This window comes from Mucilaginibacter sp. P2_D11, assembly GCF_056404435.1.
Map to the genome: position 1 here is coordinate 169,140 of NZ_JBFUEA010000001.1, position 16,895 is coordinate 186,034.

Sequence of the window (16,895 nt, forward strand, 5' to 3'; positions counted from 1 at the left end):
GCCGGCAAACCCCGTTACCGCAGCAACAGCACCCAGCCCGATAGCAGCGGCGAGTCGTTCTTCAGGTCGATGATGTAGTAATACGTACCGCCGGGGAGTAGCTTGCCATTGAGCGTACCGTTCCAGGGCTTGGCGTAGCCCGTGTTGGCATAAACCTGCTGACCCGCCTTATTGAATATCTTGATGGTGCTTTGCGCGTAGGTTTCCAGCGCCTCTATGTTCCAGATATCGTTTGTGCCATCGTTATTGGGCGAGAAGGTATTGGGTATTACGATTTTCTTATACACCCGCACAAACACCTGGTCCTGTGCGGTGAAGCAGTTATTAACCGATGTTACGGTGAGCGTATAAGTAATATCTTCCATCGGTGAGGCCGTGGGCGTTGCCGAATGCGGGTCGTCCAAATAATCGGTGGGCGACCAGCTATAGCTCAACACCTCGCCCGTGCTGCTGCCATCCAGTTTAACGGTTTGCCCCTGGAAAATCTTCTTATCCTTCCCTGCATCTACGGTGGGCCGGTCTATCACTTTCACGGTAACCTGCTCGGTATTGCTGCAGCCATTGCTGCCGGTAACGGTTACAGTGTAAACGGTAGTTGCATCGGGGCTGGCAATGGGGCTGGCCACATTGGGATCTGACAGGCCTGTTGCAGGTGCCCAGCTGTAGCTTGCGGCGCCCGGCGCATTTGCGGTAATCACCGTACTTGCAGAGCGGCATATGGTTGCAGTTTGGCTCACCGTTATCACAGGTTTTGGCTTTACGGTAACATCGGTAAAGCCAATGGTTTCGCAGCCCTGTGCCGAGGTTACGGTTACCTTATATTGCCCGGCATCGGCAGCCGTTACGTTGGGTATAATCAAAGGGTTCTGGCTGGTGGCGGGCAGGTTGGGGCCTGTCCAGCTGTATAAAACGCCGCCTGTTGCGGTAATGCTGAGCACATCGCCCTCGCAAACTTCTGTGGGTGGTATGGCAGGCACCACCGGGTATTTGGTAACCGTTATGGTAACCGGGTTTGAATATACGCGGCAGTTCAATGAGGCTATATTGCTGCTTTCGGCAACGCCCTGGCGGTACATGTAATCGCCCACCTGGCTGCTGGGAAACGTTATATGCATAGACGAGCCGGTTTGGCCCACGATATCCACCCAGCCCTGGCCATCATTAAAATTGCGCTGCCATTGGTAGGCGGGGTCGGTGTAGCCTTCGCCCGCCGTAGCGCTGATATCATAAACGGCAGGCTGGCCTTCGCAAGCATTCTGCGTGGTAACCGATGCCGAGCCGGCAAAGCCCGCCTGTACTATCGGCCCGCAGGCCCTGAAGGTGATATCGTCCAGCAATAAATCGTTGCCGCAACCGCCGGGGGCATTGTTTACCATGCGCACCACAACATCGGTTACGCCCGCCGGGGTAGTAAAGAAAGTTCCTTTTTTTAGCCATTCGGGCGAACTGGTGGGCGGGATGTCGCCGGTATCATAGGTCTTCAGTATTTGCCCGGAAGTGGTTTCTATGGAGAAAGTAATATTTGGCCGGGACGACGCCCCACCGCAGGACGATGGCAGGATGAGGTTCAATACCCAGGCCGAAAACTCGTACGTTGTGTTCTGGCACAAAGCCCCCACGGGTGTACGCTGCTCAAAAAACTGCCCGGGGTTGTTTGATGCGTTGATGATCATCATATACCCGTTTGCGTTACCCGTATGATCTTGCAATACCGTATGCCAGCTATTGTTAAAACAGCCTGTGGTACCGCTCCCTATAGAGTAACTGCCATCGTTGGGGCAGGTATTGGTTGTGTAGTTATAACTAGTAACCAGCGTGCCCAGCGGCGCGCCCGGCCCGTTGCCCGAGCCAAAATCCTGGTTGATGACGGCATCGCCCAAACTGCCTTTGCAAACTTGCGCGCGCGCATGGAGCAAACTAAGGATACTAAACAGGAAAATAAATATAAGTAGCTTTATTGGTCGCATTGGTGCACTGTTATACAAACAGTTAATTCGCCAAAAATAAACTTTTTAAGGTAGGATACATGTTTATTCTCAATATTGGCTAACATTAGCTAAAACATCAATCAACAAAACAAGGGAGCACGCTAAGGAATTAATTTATTTACCGGATAAGATATAAAATGAAAATCAAATTAACACCTGTTGCGCTATTGGCTATCGCTTTGTCAGCATGCTGGCAAAACAAAAAGGCCGACCTGAGCAAACAAGATACCCTGCAAACGCCCGACAGCCAAACGGTTGCCCTCCCCGCTCCTTTTCAAACCAAATCGGTACAAAACTTTTGCAAGGTAATTGGCTGGCCAAAGGGCAAAGCGCCCCTGGCCCCGGCGGGATTTACCGTGACCCTTTTTACCGATAGCCTCAGCAATCCGCGCAATTTATACATCGCGCCCAATGGCGATATATTGGTTTCCGAAGCTAACACCGAACTGAAGGGCATCAAAAAACTGGGTGCCAAAATCATTGGCGCAGCGGCAGCGCAAAACCTCAATAAAAGCGCCAACCGCATTACTTTGCTGCGCGATGCCAATGGCGATGGCATCCCCGAAACCAAAACCGTTTTCCTGGATAAGCTGAACCAGCCCTACGGCATGCTTATTATGGGTAATTACTTTTACGTAGCCAATACCGATGGCGTATGGCAATACCCTTATAAAACCGGGCAGACTAAGATTGACCAACCTGGCAAAATGATACTGTCCCTGCCCGCAGGCGGTTATAACAACCATTGGACGCGTAACCTGCTGGCCAACGCAGCGGGCGATAAGCTATTCGTGTCGGTAGGCTCGGGTACCAATATAGCTGAGCATGGCATGGAGAACGAGCGCAGGCGCGCCAATATCCTGCTGATAAACCCCGACGGCAGCGGCGAAAGCATTTACGGTGCGGGCCTGCGCAACCCCGTGGGCATGGCCCTGCAGCCGGGCACAGGCACGCTATATACCGTAGTGAACGAGCGCGACGAACTGGGCGATGAACTGGTGCCCGATTACCTGAGCAGTGTAAAGCAAGGCGGCTTTTATGGCTGGCCCTGGGCGTATTTCGGGCAGCATGAAGACCCAAGGCCCGAAGTGAAACGGCCCGATATGGTAAAGAAGACCCTCACGCCCGATTTTGCTCTCGGCGCGCATACAGCATCGCTTGGCGTTACATTTTATGGTGGCGATAAATTCCCCGCCAGGTACAAGGGCGGCGCTTTCATAGGTCAGCACGGCTCCTGGAACCGCTCTAAATTATCGGGCTATAAGGTAGCTTTCCTACCTTTCGCAAATAATAAGCCCGGCGATAAACTGGAAGATTTCCTGACCGGCTTTATTGCCGATAGTGTAAAACAGGAAGTTTACGGTCGCCCCGTTGCGGTAATGGTCGCTCGCGATGGCTCCCTGTTGGTGGCCGATGACAGCGGCAATAAAATATGGCGCGTGGCAGCAAAGTAAAACTTTTGTAAATGTTGCGCTTAGATGAGGCTGTATCAAAAATAAAAACCACTTTGGACAACAAATTAAAATTTGAGCAGGACATATCTTTGTGACCTTTGTGCAAAATCTTAGTGCTCTTTGTGGTTAATTTTTTTACCACAAAGCACGCAAAGGGAGAAACACAGAGAACACAAAGCCAAATTTTATTTCGAATGGTTTTATTGAACAGTTTTATGATAGAGCCTCATTTTTGTTTTGCATCGATATGAAGAAAATCTACCCTGCCGTAATTGTCTTTTCCCTCTTAGCTGGCCAGGCCATCGCACAAACCAGGCCCAAAGCCGATACCACCCGGCAATTGCAAACAGTTACCGTAAAAGGTTACCTGAGCGAGCAGCCCGTGTTGAGCGTACCCGCCTCGGTAAGCGTATTAACCGCAAAGCAGCTAAAACTACAGCCCGATAACTCCTTTGTTACCGCCCTCAATACGGTGCCGGGCGTACGGGCAGAAGAACGCTCGCCGGGCAGCTACCGCCTATCTATCAGGGGCAGCCTGCTACGCTCGCCGTTCGGGGTGAGGGATGTAAAGGTTTATTTCGACGAGATACCCCTTACCGACGCAGGCGGCAATACGTACCTCAACACTTTCGATATAGCCAACATCCGCCATATAGAGATACTGAAAGGCCCCGATGGCAGCCTTTTCGGCGCGAACAGCGGCGGCGTTGTGCTATTAAACCCGGCAAATAAAACCGATAGCAGCTACCTTTCAGCAGGCATCAATGGCGGCTCGTACGGCTTGTTCCACCAGAAAGTATCCTTGCAGCAGTCGGGCAACAATTACCGTTTCAACCTTAATCAATCGTATCAGAATTACGATGGTTACCGCCAAAACAGCCGTATGGACCGCAGCTACCTGCAGGGCGGCTACGCCTGGCAATATGCCAAAAACAGCGAACTGCGCAGCACGGTACTATTTTCCGACCTCGACTACCAAACGCCCGGCGGACTCACCCTCGCCCAAATGCAGGCAGATCCACGCTCGGCAAGGCTGGCCACCAAAACCCTCCCAAGCGCTATCGACCAAAAAATCCGCATCAACACCAAAATACTTTTAGGCGGCATCACCAACGATGCCCTGCTGGCCCCGGGCATACGCAACGTGCTGGCCGTGTTTGGCAACCATGTAGATTTTGCCAACCCCTTCATCACCAATTACGAGCAACGAAACGAGGACACCTACGGCCTGCGCAGCTACTTCGAATTTGCGGGCAAGGCAAGCCCCAATTACAGCGGCAAGCTCAACCTTGGGTTGGAGTGGCAGCAAACCAACTCGCTCATCAGTAATTACGATAACAACAAAGGTGTAAAGGGCAACGTGCAGAAGATTGATAAGATAAACACCAACCAGCATTTCTTTTTTGCACGTTATGCGGCAGATATATACAAACGCCTGCATGCCGAAGCCGCCCTCAGCCTGAATTATTACCACTACAAATTCAAGAACACGGCACCGCTGAACGAGGCTGGTTTTACCGACCGCTATTTCAGTCCGCAACTGATGCCGAGGCTGGCACTGAGCTACCAGATTACCAATGATTTTATCTGGCGGGCTTCGGTTAGTCGCGGTTACTCTACCCCTACCACGGCGGAGGTGCGTCCCACCAACAATATCATCAACACGGGCTTGCAGGCCCAATTCGGCTGGAACTATGAGACCGGTTTCCGCCTGCGCAATCACGATGAAAGCCTGCTGCTTGATGCCTCGGTATTTTATTACCGCATCAATAACGCCATAGTGCGCCAGCTAAACCCCGACGAAACCGAGTACTACCTCAATGCCGGCGGCACCAAACAGCCGGGGACGGAACTGGTCTTCACCTGGTGGCTCATACGCCAAAACAACACCCGCTTCATTCGTGGCCTGCAGTTCAATACCTCGGCAAGCATCAGCCGTTTCAAATTCAGGGATTATAACGTGGCGGGCAACAATTACTCGGGCAATAAGTTAACCGGCGTACCGGGCGAGGTGCTGGTGACATCCCTGCAAGCGCTGTTCCCGCAGGGCTTTTCGGTATTCGTGCAGCATAACTATACCGCTAAAATACCCCTTACCGATGGCAACACCGTGTATGCCGGCAAGTACAACCTGCTGCAGGCTAAAGCATCGTGGCAGCACCCCATCGGCAAAACACGCCTGGAAATTTATGCCGGTGCCGATAACCTGCTAAACGAAAAATATAGCCTCGGCAACGATTTGAACGCCATTGGCAACCGCTATTATAACCCATCGGCACCGAGGAGTTATTATGCGGGGCTGGGGATTAGTTTATAGCGGATAGTCAGGAGTGCAGTAATGTTGGTTTCACGCAAAGCCGCGAAGTTCGCAAAGAATCTTAACCTTGTTACTTGCGCGGGCAATCGCTGTAAAAAAGGAGGTACCTACGGAGCCAAAAATAATTGCTTGTCTATAAACAGGGGACTCCGCCGGAGTCAATCTGTTTCAACCATGTTGAGCGCTCCAGAGGAGCACCCTGTTTATAGAAATCGGTCTTATACGGCTATAGGTTTACACAATCTGAGAATAGGAATTTTGGCTCCGCAGGTGCCTCCTATCATCAATTTGTTTAAAGGCGATTTCTCTGAAACTGCTATCTGCCAACTGCCCACTACAACTTCTCCTTCGATGCCTGCATAAATTTGCTGGCGAAAACGAATTCGTTTAGTTCTTTATTATCGGTATGGGCAATCTCTTTGTTGCTGCCTTCCCACCATTTCTGGCCCTCGTGCAAAAAGATGATATGGTCGCCTATTCCCATTACCGAGTTCATATCGTGCGTAACGATAATGGTGGTCATGTTGTATTCGGCGGTCAGGTCGTTGATAAGGTCGTCTATTACGATAGAGGTTTTGGGGTCGAGGCCCGAGTTAGGCTCATCTACAAACAAATATTTTGGCTGCATAGATAAGGCACGGGCAATACCCACACGTTTTTTCATCCCGCCGGATAGTTCTGCCGGGTACAGTTTGTTTTTATCTTTCAGGTTCACGCGTTCCAGGCAAAAGTTGGCGCGATCCAGTTTTTCGGCGTGCGATTGCCTGGTGAAAAGGTTCAGCGGGAACATAATATTTTGCTCCACCGTCATGGAATCGAACAGGGCCGAATTCTGGAAAAGCATGCCTATCTGTGTGCGGATGGGCACGCGCTGGGTGAAATCCATATCGGTGAAATTCTCCTCCTCAAAAAAAACATCGCCTTTGGTAGGTTCGTGCAAACCCACGATGCACTTAAGCAGGGTGGTTTTACCCGAGCCGGAGCCGCCTATGATGAGGTTGTTCTTGCCGGTTTTAAAGGTGGCGCTGATGCCTTTAAGTACGTCGTTATCGCCGAAGGTTTTGTAGATGTCTTTTATCTCGATCATAGCATTAAACGGGTGATCACCAAATCGGCAAATAATATCATTACGCAACTGAACACTACGCCACGCGTGGCCGATTGGCCCACCTCAAGCGCGCCGCCCGAGGTGTAAAAACCCTGGTAGGCACAAATTGATGCGATGATGAAGCCAAATGCACAGGCCTTAACCAGCGCTACCTGGATGGTGAGCGGCAAAAAGCCATCGCGCAAACCCATGATGTAGTCCGCAGGGGTTACGTCGCCGCCGAAAAGACAGGCAATCCAGCCGCCGGTCATGCCCAATACAATGGAAATAATAACCAGCATAGGTACCATGGTAACGCAGGCGATTATCTTTGGCGCTATAAGGTAGCCAGGCGCGTTTACGCCCATAATTTCCAGCGCGTCTATCTGTTCGGTAACGCGCATGGTGCCAATTTGCGATGCAATGCTGCTGCCCACGCGGCCGGCCAAAACCAGTGCCGAAATGGTTGGGCTGAATTCCAGGATGGTAGAATCGCGCGCTATTTTGCCGGCGGTGCTTAACGGCACCAAAGGGTTGGATAGCTGAAAAGCTACCTGTATGGTAGTAGCCGCGCCAATAAATAAAGAAATCATGCTGATGATACCCAGCGAACCGATACCAACAGACACCATTTCGCGCAGTACTTCGGCCCAGTACACGCTGAACTTTTCGGGCCGCTTAAAGCTGAGGCGCAGCAGCAGCATATATTTTCCTAAACTATAAAACATGGTTGATGCAAAATCTGGTTAAAAATACATTTTTTAATTTTAAGCTTTACGGCCTGTTATAATTGAGTTACTTTTAATAAGAATATTACACGGCAATTGCCGAAAACATAACACCTACTATGAAAAACGCATTAATAACCGGGGCAACAAAAGGCATGGGCCGTGCAGTAGCCATAGCTTTCGCTAAACAAGGGATAAACCTGTCAATTTGTTCGCGCAAAGAGCAGGAATTATTAGATTTTAAGGCCGAGATACTGCAGATAGCACCCCAAATTACTGTGCATACCCTGGTTGCCGACGTGAGCAAACGCGACGATATCAAAAAATTTGCCGAATTCACCGAGAAAAACATGGGTTTCGTCGACATTTTGGTGAATAATGTGGGTATGTACAAGCACTCGTTTATACTTGATGATAGCGACGATTCCTTTCAAAAACAGATAGATACCAACCTGACGCCGGCCTACGAACTGTACCGTTTCTTCGGTAAAAGCATGGTTTCTGTCGGTAAAGGGCATATATTCAACATATGCTCTATTGCAGCTATAAACCCCATAGCCGAGGCGGGGGTGTATAGCGTAACAAAGTATGCGTTACTAGGTCTTAATAAGGTAATGAAACTCGAAATGCAGCCACACGGAGTAAAAGTAACAGCAATAATTCCCGGCTCAACATTAACAGATTCGTGGGCGGGGATGACGGTTGATAAAAACAAGATGGTAATGCCGGAAGATATAGCAGAAGCCATCGTAACTATTTACAACATGAGTACAGGCGCCAACGTAGATGAGATGATTGTTACACCAAAATTTGGACAGATCTGATTATTTAAACGCAATTAAAAAACTAAACAAAATGGAAAAGAAACTTTATAGGAACGAATACGGCAAGATGATAGGCGGTGTTTGTTCGGGGATTGCAGATTATTTAGGCATCGACCCTACCATCGTACGCCTGGTATTTATTGTATTATTCATAACACATGGCGCAGGCCTTTTAATGTACATTATCTTATTGGTGGTATTGCCAAAAAACAACTCGTTCATTAACCCTAACTTCAGGCCGGGTGTAGACGATAAAGATTACCGGGTGCCGCCAACGCAACCTTTTGGTCAGCCCTTCGGTCAGCCATTCAACCAACCCTTTGGCTTCCCGCCGGTAACGCCGATAAAGAAATCCTCTAATGCAGGCATGATATTCGGCGCGGTGCTCATCGTATTGGGCACTATATTTTTAGCCAACGAGCTGAACATTATACCCGATTGGGATTTCGACAGGCTTTGGCCACTCATTATAGTAGGCGCAGGTGCCGCATTAATATTTGCCGGCAAAAAAAAACAACCATGGGAAAAGCATGACTGGAACGCTACCGCCGCCACAACAGCTACCGAAGAGCCGGTAGACGATAATAACGTTGCGGACAAAACCAAACCCTCAGCATTTGACCTGAGCAAGAAAACCGACGAACCATCAACCGATAACCCTACAACTATATAACCATGAAAAGCAATAAGATAATGCCGGGCGTTGTCCTGGTTTTGATAGGCGCCCTTATTATGTTGCATAACTTCCATGTTATCAACTTCAGGTGGGAGAACATATTCTCCTTATGGCCCGTGTTTTTGATAATGGGCGGCGTAAACCTGCTGCTATCCAACAACCCGGCCCCATGGGCCACCGCAATAAAGGTAGGGGTAGTGGTAATTTGTTTTTGCCTGCTGGCTTTCGTGCCGAATAATCACCGGTACTTCTGGAACCATAGTCACGGCAACTGGAACTTCGGCGACCACGACGACGATGATGACAACGACAACGATACTTCAGCATCGCATGGCGTTTTAAAAGTAGAGGGTGCAACCACCTATAGCGAGCCTTACGCAGCAACGATCAAGTCGGCGCATCTGAACATCAGCGGCGGCGCATCCGAGTACACCATAAAAGATACCACGGGCGAACTGTTCAATGCAGTAACCAAAGAGTTCTACAACAAATACGATTATACCCACAGCTTGGATAGCGGCGTGTTTACCGCCAACCTTAAAATGCGCGACCAAAAAGGCAAAGATTTCCATTGGGATAGCGATAACATGAACTCAACGGTAATAAAACTAAACACCGCACCAGAATGGGATATCAACGTAAAGACCGGTGCCAGCGCGCTCGATTTCGACCTGAGCAAATTCAAGGTGAAGAACCTCATCATCAACGGCGGTGCAGCATCGTTCGAGGTGAAGATGGGCCAGCCGCTGGTTAACACCAATATTGAGGTATCTACAGGTGTATCGGGTGTTACCATCCAGATACCAAAGGATGCAGCCTGCAGCATTACTACCAGCTCGGGCCTGTCGTCTAACGATTTTGAAGGGTTCGATGATAAAGGCAACAGCCACTATGAAACCCCCGGTTTTGATGCCGCCAAGAACAAGATGTACATCAAACTGAAAGGCGGCCTGTCGGGCTTCGAGGTTAAGAGATACTAATTTATATGAAGAGCCGGGAGGGTATAGGTACAAATGTTTAATTTTGACAGATATGCAAGCTCCCGGCCTTAACAACCCTACAACTACCCCAAAATACGTGCTGGTGATAGCCGGCAAACCCCAGGGGCCCTTCAGCATAGAAGAACTCAGGAGCCGCAAGATAAAGCCCGGCGATTTTGTTAAAAGCCCCGGGATGGACGATTATAAAGAAGCCCATGAAGTTGCCGAACTACGGCAACTTTTTGGCTTTAGCAGGCAGCCGGTGCCCATGCAGTACTTCGGCAGTTTCGATCAGCGGGCTACGGCTTCTGTGGTAGATTGGTTCCTGATGTTTGCGGTGTTCGTGCTAGTGGCTTTTGCAGTGATGTTTTTGCTGCTGATATTGTTCCCCGGCGATGATAGCAAATACCTACGCCTGGGCATAGGCGGTGCCATAGTAGCGCTGGCCATACCTGCCAGGCTCATTTACGCCGTAGTAATGGAAAGCGGCCCCAAACAAGGCACCTACGGCAAGCAACTACTCAAAATACGCGTGTGCGATATGTACGGCGAGCGCATAGATACCTCCCGCGCCCTTGGCCGAAACGCAGCCAAATTAGTTTCGGTACTTACCTTCTTCATTGGCTACTTCTTCATCTTCTTCACCAAAAAACAACAAGCCCTGCACGATATGATTGCAGATACGGTAGTGTTAAAAGATAGGCTGGAAGGTTAGTTCATTTGTTTTAAGGTTAGTTCATTTGTTTTAAGGTTGAAATGTTGGAAGGTTGAAAGGTTCTAATCAAAGTTTTAAGGTTGAAAAGTTTTAAGGTTGGAAGGTTCTAATCAAAGTTTTAAGGTTGGAAGGTTTTAAGGTTGAAAGGTTTTGATCAAAAGCAAGCAAATCGTCTCCGGCTTTGCAACTTTCTAACTTTCAAACTTTTCAACCTTCCAACTTTACAACCTTCCAACATTCCCCTTCCCCCTCCCCAAACGTTAAAAATTGTTAAACTCTACGAAATTATCGTAGATTAACTAATCAGCTAGTTATATTTGCTGTGTACCCCGGATAACAACCTTAATTTCTAATAATTATATCACAGTAAAATGAAAAGCTTAATCCTACTTTTAACGTTTGGCATCGTTGTACACAACGTGCAGGCCCAGGGCCCCGAAATGGCCAAAGCCATCGTTCATTATAAATTTTCGCACCTGCGCGATACCACCCAGAAAGACAAACCCTACACCGAAAATATGGTGCTGTTTTTGGGTCCAAGCTCCAGCGCCTACAAAAGCTACGACCGCAAACTGCAGGATGCCATGATGAAGAAGCAGATAGAGCAGCAGTTGGCCGAGCAAAAAGGCAGCGGCAACGTAAACATCAAAGTAAGCGGCAGCAGGCCAACCACCCGGGTAGAATACTACCAGTTTGCCGCTAAAGGCCAGTTGGTTCGGAAGGAAAACCTGATAACGCCCTACCTCATAGAAGAACCCATGCCAGCCATCAGCTGGAAGATAAGCGCCGATACCGCCACCTTCGGCACCTTGCTTTGCCAAAAGGCTACGGGCCACTTTAAAGGCCGCGATTATACCGCCTGGTTTTGCCCCGACCTGCCCTTTCATACAGGGCCCTGGAAACTGAACGGCTTGCCGGGCCTTATAGTAGAGGCTTATGATACCAATAAAGAGGTAGTGTTTAAGTTCGATGGGATGGAGCAGGTTACGGCATCTGATAAACCGGTAGTGGCCGCCGAACCGGCACCCGGGCAAGGAGGCACCATGATAAGGATAGGCGGCCCCGATGATAATACTGACCCCAATTTGATAGCACTACCCGCCAATGCCGTTAAGACTACCGAAAAAGAGTTCGACAGGTTGCAGGCTGCGATGCGTAAAGACCCGCAAGCCTTTATGGCCGCCATGGGTGGCGGTAATGCCGCAATGAGGCCGGGCGGCCAAGGCCCCGGTGCTGGCGGCGACAGGCAGATACGCTCCGTTGTTGTAAACGGCGGCACGCCCGATGTGATCAATAACCCGATAGAACTGCCAGAGAAGAAATGATAAAGCTATGCAAGTTTGCGCTGGTGTGCATGTTATGTACGCTATGTGCCACCGCGTGCCTTGCCCAAAGCATAAAAGGCACGGTTACCGATAGTTTGGGCAAGGGGATTTCCTTTGCCACGGTAAACCTCAAAAGCGGCAACCTGATACTGGCCTACGCCACCACTAACGATAAGGGCGCCTACACCCTGGCCGTACCCGCCGATGCCGACAAGGCCAACCTGCAGTTGGCGGTAAGCTGCGTGGGCTTTAAAAAGGCCACCGCCAAAGTGGAGGGGCTTACATCACCCTATAACTTTAAATTGAGCGCGGCATCTAATCAACTGAAAACGGTAACCATAAAGGATAATAGCCCCCGATTGAGGGCGCATGGCGATACGCTGGATTATAAGGTATCTGATTTTGCCAGTCCGCAGGATAGGGTGATTGGCGATGTGATTAAAAAGCTGCCCGGCGTTACCGTGGCCAAGGATGGTACCATCAGTTACAACGGTAAGGCCATATCCAACTTTTACATCGGTGGTGATAACCTTACAGATGATAAGTACAACATCGCCACCGGTTCTATCCCCCAGGGCGTGGTAGATAAGGTGCAGGTGCTGGATAACCATCAGCCCATCAAAATGCTGAAAGATAAGGTGGTGAGCGAAGATGTGGCCATGAATATCACGATAAAGAAAGATGCCAAATTGCAATTGGTGGGCCAGGAAACCCTGGGCGCAGGCCTGCCCGATAAATACTACGCCGATATAAACGCCATGATGTTTAAGGACAAATACAAGGCCATCAACTATCTCAAAGTAAACAACACCAACTTTGATGTAGCCGGCGATTTGGTGGCGCATAATAACGGCAGTTATTTATCCCGGCTGGATAATGATAAGCCCGCAACCGTGTTATCGCTGGGTACCGCAGGCGACCCCGACCTGCCGCGCAACCGCTATCTGTTTAACCAGGCGGGTATCATCAACCTTAATAACCTGGTGAACCTGAAAAAGGACGTGCAACTGAAGGCCAACCTATCGTACCTGCACGATACGCAGAAGCAAACCTATACCAAGTTCAGCGAGTTTTATTTGCCTACCGACACCATACGCTACGCCGAGGTGCAGAAAAACAAGTACCGGCCCGATTATTTGCACAGTCAGCTAAGCCTCAACATCAACAAGGATAAATTTTACCTGTACGATAATTTCGTGGCCGATTACGCCAAAAGCACGGGTTACTCGGCATTGATTACAAACGGAACGCCCGTGAACCAGGTTTTCAAGGATAATTTGATGGATATCTCCAACGAATTCAACTACATGAAAACCTTTAAAAAGAATGATATCATCGAACTCTACAGCTACCTTAACCGCTCTACCGAACCGGAGACCCGCGTGATAGACCCCGGCCTCAACCCCGATGTCTTTAACAACGGCGTAGCTTATAAACAGCTCACCCAAACTGCGGATATCCCCACCTGGTTTACCAATAACTATGTGGGTTATAAAATACCGGGCAATAACGTAACGCAAACTTACAGGGCCGGGTTCAGCCTGCAATCGCAAACGCTGAAATCTGATTTAAGCTTAACCCAGCTGAACAACAGCAGCAATTTGGTGGCAGATAGCGCATTGAACAACTTAGACTGGCAGCGGCGTAAAATCTACGCCGAAGCAGGGTATGACATCCCCGGCAGCATCCTTAAAGTAAATATCAGCCTGCCCGTAAACTACCTCAACATCCATTACAACGATGGGTATTACGGCCTGAATAAAAACCTCGACAGGCTGTATTTTAACCCACGCCTGTACCTAAAATACCAAAGCGGGGTGGAGAATTACTTTTCGGCGGGGTATAGTTTCCGTAACGATATCGGCAGCATACAGGATGTATATAACGGCTATATCCTAAAAAACTACCGCAGTCTGTATGCCAATAACGCCGACCTAACCGAACGCAAAACGCAGTCGGCCAACCTTGGGTTTAATTTCCGCAGGGCTATACAGCTGTTTTTCTTCAGCATAAACGCCAGCTATATGCACCAAAATGCAAACAATATAGCATCCAGCGTGCTCACCAATAATATACAGCAGCGCATTGTGCTACCTTATAATAACAATATCGATTCATGGTCGCTGGCGGGCAATATCAGCAAATACGCCTTCAACCTGCGCACTACATTCAGTGCGGGGTTATCAGTACAAACAACCAAATTGAACCAGATACTCAACAACATTATCCTGCCTTACAACACGGTATCAAAAACGTTGAATTTTGGTGCCGACACCAAAGTGAGCAGCAAAGTGAACTTTAGCTACAAGGCCGGTTACGACCAAACCACCAGCAAATCAGCCGCTGTAGCATCAACCAGCAAATTCGAGCGGCTGATACAGCAGGCATCGGTGAACTACAACCCAACAGATAACCTGTTCTTCGCCATCAGCGGCGACCATTATTACACCCACCAGCAGCAGGCTAACGATTTGAAGTACATGTTTGCCGATGCCAGCCTGCGTTACAAATTCAAGAAAACAAAGATGGATATGGAGCTAAGCGCGCAGAATTTGTTCAACACCAAAACCTACAGCGCCCTGTACCTTTCGGCAAATTCGTTCACCCAAAGCACTTACAATATCCCGGGAAGGTTTCTGCTGATGAAGGTGACGTTTAATATATAAGGGCTGGAAAGGTTAGAAGGGTAGAAAGAGTCGGAAAAATTAGAAAAAAGGCCTGCCGATGATTGCCACGCCGCCCTTTCGCGCTCACCTGCCCGCCGTGGCTCGCAAGGACGTGGTGGCTAACTTATCGCATATTGATTTTCTTTCTGTACAGGTAGTCGGCAATTTTAAATATGGCGTATTGCTTATTACGAACAGTTTTATCGAAAAATTGGCCCTTGGTCAACCTGTCTAACTCCTGCCCAAACTTTATAGAGTTTGTGCTGAATTTTAGTCCTTGGTAAGTAACAACCCATGGTGTGCACAAATAATTAGGCTTATCGTCGGAGTTTTCAATCACCACCTGGGTGCTATCGGCAAATACAAAGGTTATGCGCCTCCAATCCATTGTGGTGCTCCAATTACCGTAGTTTTGCCAAAAGGCGTTGTTAATGTCGCCTGCCGGCAAATGGGGCAATGCATCGGCTGCGCGTTTATAAAAACCAAAATCGATATTTTCTCCCGGGAAATTGTAAAGATTATCAAAGTCGTAATAATCTGCATCATTCTGTTTTGCCTGCTGTACGTTTTTCCGTTGGTTATCTACATATTGTTTAAAGCGTAACGCGTCGGCGGTTTTTATGTTCAAATCGCTGAAGCGGATATTTTCAAACCTTGCGGTATCGATGATTTTCGCTAACCTATCAATGTTCGCTGCTGCAAGTTGCTTACTCATCGCGTTCAGAAAAGGCTTTTTATCCGGTGCTTTTCCTGCTACAAATACAGATCCCTTTCTCAGGTATCGCCTGGCGTTGTTGTAATAGTGAAAACAACCCCGGCTGCCGCTTTCAATATGCCACTCCTCCACTTTTTTATTGCCGAATAGCGTTGCGGGCAGCTCAAATGTGTTTACGGTTTTGTTATCGGTATCTACGCGGTAGTGCTTTGTGAAATTGTCTTCTGCTATAACAAGTTCATTCTTAAAAACAGCTGCGTTCGCAATCGGGAAATCTACCGTAAGGAATCGGTACCATTTACCTTTTGCTTTATCCATTTTTAGGATGTCCCTTTCCGCAAATCCGTATGTGGTGTCTTTATAGGTAACCTTTAAATATGGCTCGGGGATGTCTGTTTGACTGGTTAATAATTCAGATTCAACAAAACCTTTTGGGCTTACTTTGTAGATATGCTCTGGCGTAAGCGCAAACAGTTTCCCGTTTTTTACGCTGATCGCCTTGGGCGGACTATCGAATTTTTTGTCGGATTTCCACAGGCTATTTAAATTATTATCGAAGAGCTGAACCGTCGAATCCCGGTTTACGGTATATAATCCGCCGCGGTCATTCACTTCAAAATCGTCTGCATCGGGCAAGTACCTCCAATCAACATGGTCACTTTTGCTAATGAATACACGCCCTTGCTGGTTCACGATATAATAATCGCCGAACGCCCTTATTTTTAGGATTTCGCCCCGATCTTCAATAGAAATCAACTGGTATCGCTTTTGCGACAAAGGCGTAGGCAGTTTTTCCCAACTGATACAATTATTATACGTGCGGTATATCTGGTTATCATACGATCCGGCAATGCCGGTTATCCCGTCATCGGCAAAATGGATAGCATTAACCCTGAAATCCCCTTTTTTTTCTACTTTGCCTAATGTCGCCCAGGTTTGGCCCTTATCAGTTGAATAATAAATGAACTGCGAACTGCCGCTTGCCCAACATCGGCCTTTATTGTCAACAAAGAACGCATCAAGCCAACTACTTTTACCAAATATTACTTTTTTCCAGGTGACGCCGTGGTTTCCCGACCAATACACAATGCCGTGTGTCCTGTCAGAGTCTATATACCCCGAGATGATGAGCGTATCGCGGGAGATAACACTGATACGCTCGAAAATGCCGCCTATACTCGGCGAATAACGATCAAGGCTGCCGAATGAGCCAAGTTCCCATGGTCGACCAATTTGACTAGTATAGAATAAGTTACCTGCCCTGTTCGTAACCCAAATCTCTTCATCGGGCGAAACCCCGAATTCGTTTGTACGACCAAAGATTTGCAGTCGGGCTAAATATTCGTTTTGAGCGCGCGCCGACATGCTGAAAAACATTATCAATAAAATAAAATACAGGCAGCGTGTCATGGCGTTCAAT

Annotated in this window: 12 protein-coding genes; 8 read left to right on the forward strand and 4 right to left on the reverse strand. The window is 48.5% G+C overall.

Features of this window, described 5'->3' with window-relative positions; all coding sequences use genetic code 11:
• Positions 1-14: 14 nt before the first annotated feature.
• The gene (locus AC1DXC_RS00680) at positions 15-1,967 is read right to left on the reverse strand and encodes a gliding motility-associated C-terminal domain-containing protein (protein ID WP_477457195.1); all 1,953 of its coding nucleotides are present in this window, start codon (positions 1,965-1,967) and stop codon (positions 15-17) included.
• Between the two features lie 158 nt (positions 1,968-2,125).
• Here AC1DXC_RS00680 and AC1DXC_RS00685 point away from each other — a divergent pair, with 158 nt between their 5' ends.
• Complete coding sequence (locus tag AC1DXC_RS00685; protein WP_477457196.1) at positions 2,126-3,442, forward strand: PQQ-dependent sugar dehydrogenase; 1,317 nt, start codon at positions 2,126-2,128, stop codon at positions 3,440-3,442.
• A gap of 247 nt (positions 3,443-3,689) precedes the next feature.
• Positions 3,690-5,759, forward strand: coding sequence for a TonB-dependent receptor (locus AC1DXC_RS00690; protein ID WP_477457197.1), 2,070 nt, complete (start codon positions 3,690-3,692; stop codon positions 5,757-5,759).
• 334 nt (positions 5,760-6,093) lie between these two features.
• Here the strand turns inward: AC1DXC_RS00690 and AC1DXC_RS00695 are convergent, their stop codons facing one another.
• A complete protein-coding gene (locus tag AC1DXC_RS00695) occupies positions 6,094-6,846 on the reverse strand; it encodes an ABC transporter ATP-binding protein (protein ID WP_477457198.1) in 753 nt (250 codons plus the stop codon).
• Positions 6,843-7,574, reverse strand: a complete 732-nt coding sequence (locus AC1DXC_RS00700; RefSeq protein WP_477457199.1) for an MlaE family ABC transporter permease — start codon at positions 7,572-7,574, stop codon at positions 6,843-6,845. The genes AC1DXC_RS00695 and AC1DXC_RS00700 overlap by 4 nt, the downstream gene beginning before the upstream one ends.
• Before the next feature lie 119 nt (positions 7,575-7,693).
• Here AC1DXC_RS00700 and AC1DXC_RS00705 point away from each other — a divergent pair, with 119 nt between their 5' ends.
• From AC1DXC_RS00705 to AC1DXC_RS00730, 6 genes are all read left to right on the forward strand, one after another.
• Positions 7,694-8,398, forward strand: coding sequence for an SDR family oxidoreductase (locus tag AC1DXC_RS00705; protein ID WP_477457200.1), 705 nt, complete (start codon positions 7,694-7,696; stop codon positions 8,396-8,398).
• Between the two features lie 31 nt (positions 8,399-8,429).
• Positions 8,430-9,071 (forward strand): PspC domain-containing protein, encoded by a 642-nt coding sequence (locus AC1DXC_RS00710; RefSeq protein WP_477457201.1) that lies wholly within the window; start codon positions 8,430-8,432, stop codon positions 9,069-9,071.
• 2 nt (positions 9,072-9,073) lie between these two features.
• The gene (locus tag AC1DXC_RS00715) at positions 9,074-10,054 is read left to right on the forward strand and encodes a LiaI-LiaF-like domain-containing protein (protein ID WP_477457202.1); all 981 of its coding nucleotides are present in this window, start codon (positions 9,074-9,076) and stop codon (positions 10,052-10,054) included.
• Positions 10,055-10,106: 52 nt separating this feature from the next.
• On the forward strand, positions 10,107-10,769 hold the full coding sequence (locus AC1DXC_RS00720; RefSeq protein ID WP_477457203.1) for an RDD family protein: 663 nt from the start codon (positions 10,107-10,109) through the stop codon (positions 10,767-10,769).
• Between the two features lie 371 nt (positions 10,770-11,140).
• Positions 11,141-12,094 carry a GLPGLI family protein gene (locus tag AC1DXC_RS00725; RefSeq protein ID WP_477457204.1) on the forward strand — a complete coding sequence of 318 codons (954 nt, stop codon included), beginning with the start codon at positions 11,141-11,143 and terminating at the stop codon, positions 12,092-12,094.
• Positions 12,091-14,760, forward strand: coding sequence for a TonB-dependent receptor (locus AC1DXC_RS00730; protein ID WP_477457205.1), 2,670 nt, complete (start codon positions 12,091-12,093; stop codon positions 14,758-14,760). Before AC1DXC_RS00725 ends, AC1DXC_RS00730 begins: the two co-directional genes overlap by 4 nt.
• A 124-nt stretch (positions 14,761-14,884) precedes the next feature.
• Here AC1DXC_RS00730 and AC1DXC_RS00735 read toward each other — a convergent pair whose 3' ends face one another.
• Complete coding sequence (locus AC1DXC_RS00735; RefSeq protein ID WP_477457206.1) at positions 14,885-16,885, reverse strand: WD40/YVTN/BNR-like repeat-containing protein; 2,001 nt, start codon at positions 16,883-16,885, stop codon at positions 14,885-14,887.
• Positions 16,886-16,895 lie beyond the last annotated feature (10 nt).

Coding starts and splice junctions, on each gene's coding strand:
- AC1DXC_RS00680 (WP_477457195.1), bottom strand. CDS start 1,967: ATGCGACCAATAAAGCTACTTATATTTATTTTCCTGTTTAGTATCCTT.
- AC1DXC_RS00685 (WP_477457196.1), top strand. CDS start 2,126: ATGAAAATCAAATTAACACCTGTTGCGCTATTGGCTATCGCTTTGTCA.
- AC1DXC_RS00690 (WP_477457197.1), top strand. CDS start 3,690: ATGAAGAAAATCTACCCTGCCGTAATTGTCTTTTCCCTCTTAGCTGGC.
- AC1DXC_RS00695 (WP_477457198.1), bottom strand. CDS start 6,846: ATGATCGAGATAAAAGACATCTACAAAACCTTCGGCGATAACGACGTA.
- AC1DXC_RS00700 (WP_477457199.1), bottom strand. CDS start 7,574: ATGTTTTATAGTTTAGGAAAATATATGCTGCTGCTGCGCCTCAGCTTT.
- AC1DXC_RS00705 (WP_477457200.1), top strand. CDS start 7,694: ATGAAAAACGCATTAATAACCGGGGCAACAAAAGGCATGGGCCGTGCA.
- AC1DXC_RS00710 (WP_477457201.1), top strand. CDS start 8,430: ATGGAAAAGAAACTTTATAGGAACGAATACGGCAAGATGATAGGCGGT.
- AC1DXC_RS00715 (WP_477457202.1), top strand. CDS start 9,074: ATGAAAAGCAATAAGATAATGCCGGGCGTTGTCCTGGTTTTGATAGGC.
- AC1DXC_RS00720 (WP_477457203.1), top strand. CDS start 10,107: ATGCAAGCTCCCGGCCTTAACAACCCTACAACTACCCCAAAATACGTG.
- AC1DXC_RS00725 (WP_477457204.1), top strand. CDS start 11,141: ATGAAAAGCTTAATCCTACTTTTAACGTTTGGCATCGTTGTACACAAC.
- AC1DXC_RS00730 (WP_477457205.1), top strand. CDS start 12,091: ATGATAAAGCTATGCAAGTTTGCGCTGGTGTGCATGTTATGTACGCTA.
- AC1DXC_RS00735 (WP_477457206.1), bottom strand. CDS start 16,885: ATGACACGCTGCCTGTATTTTATTTTATTGATAATGTTTTTCAGCATG.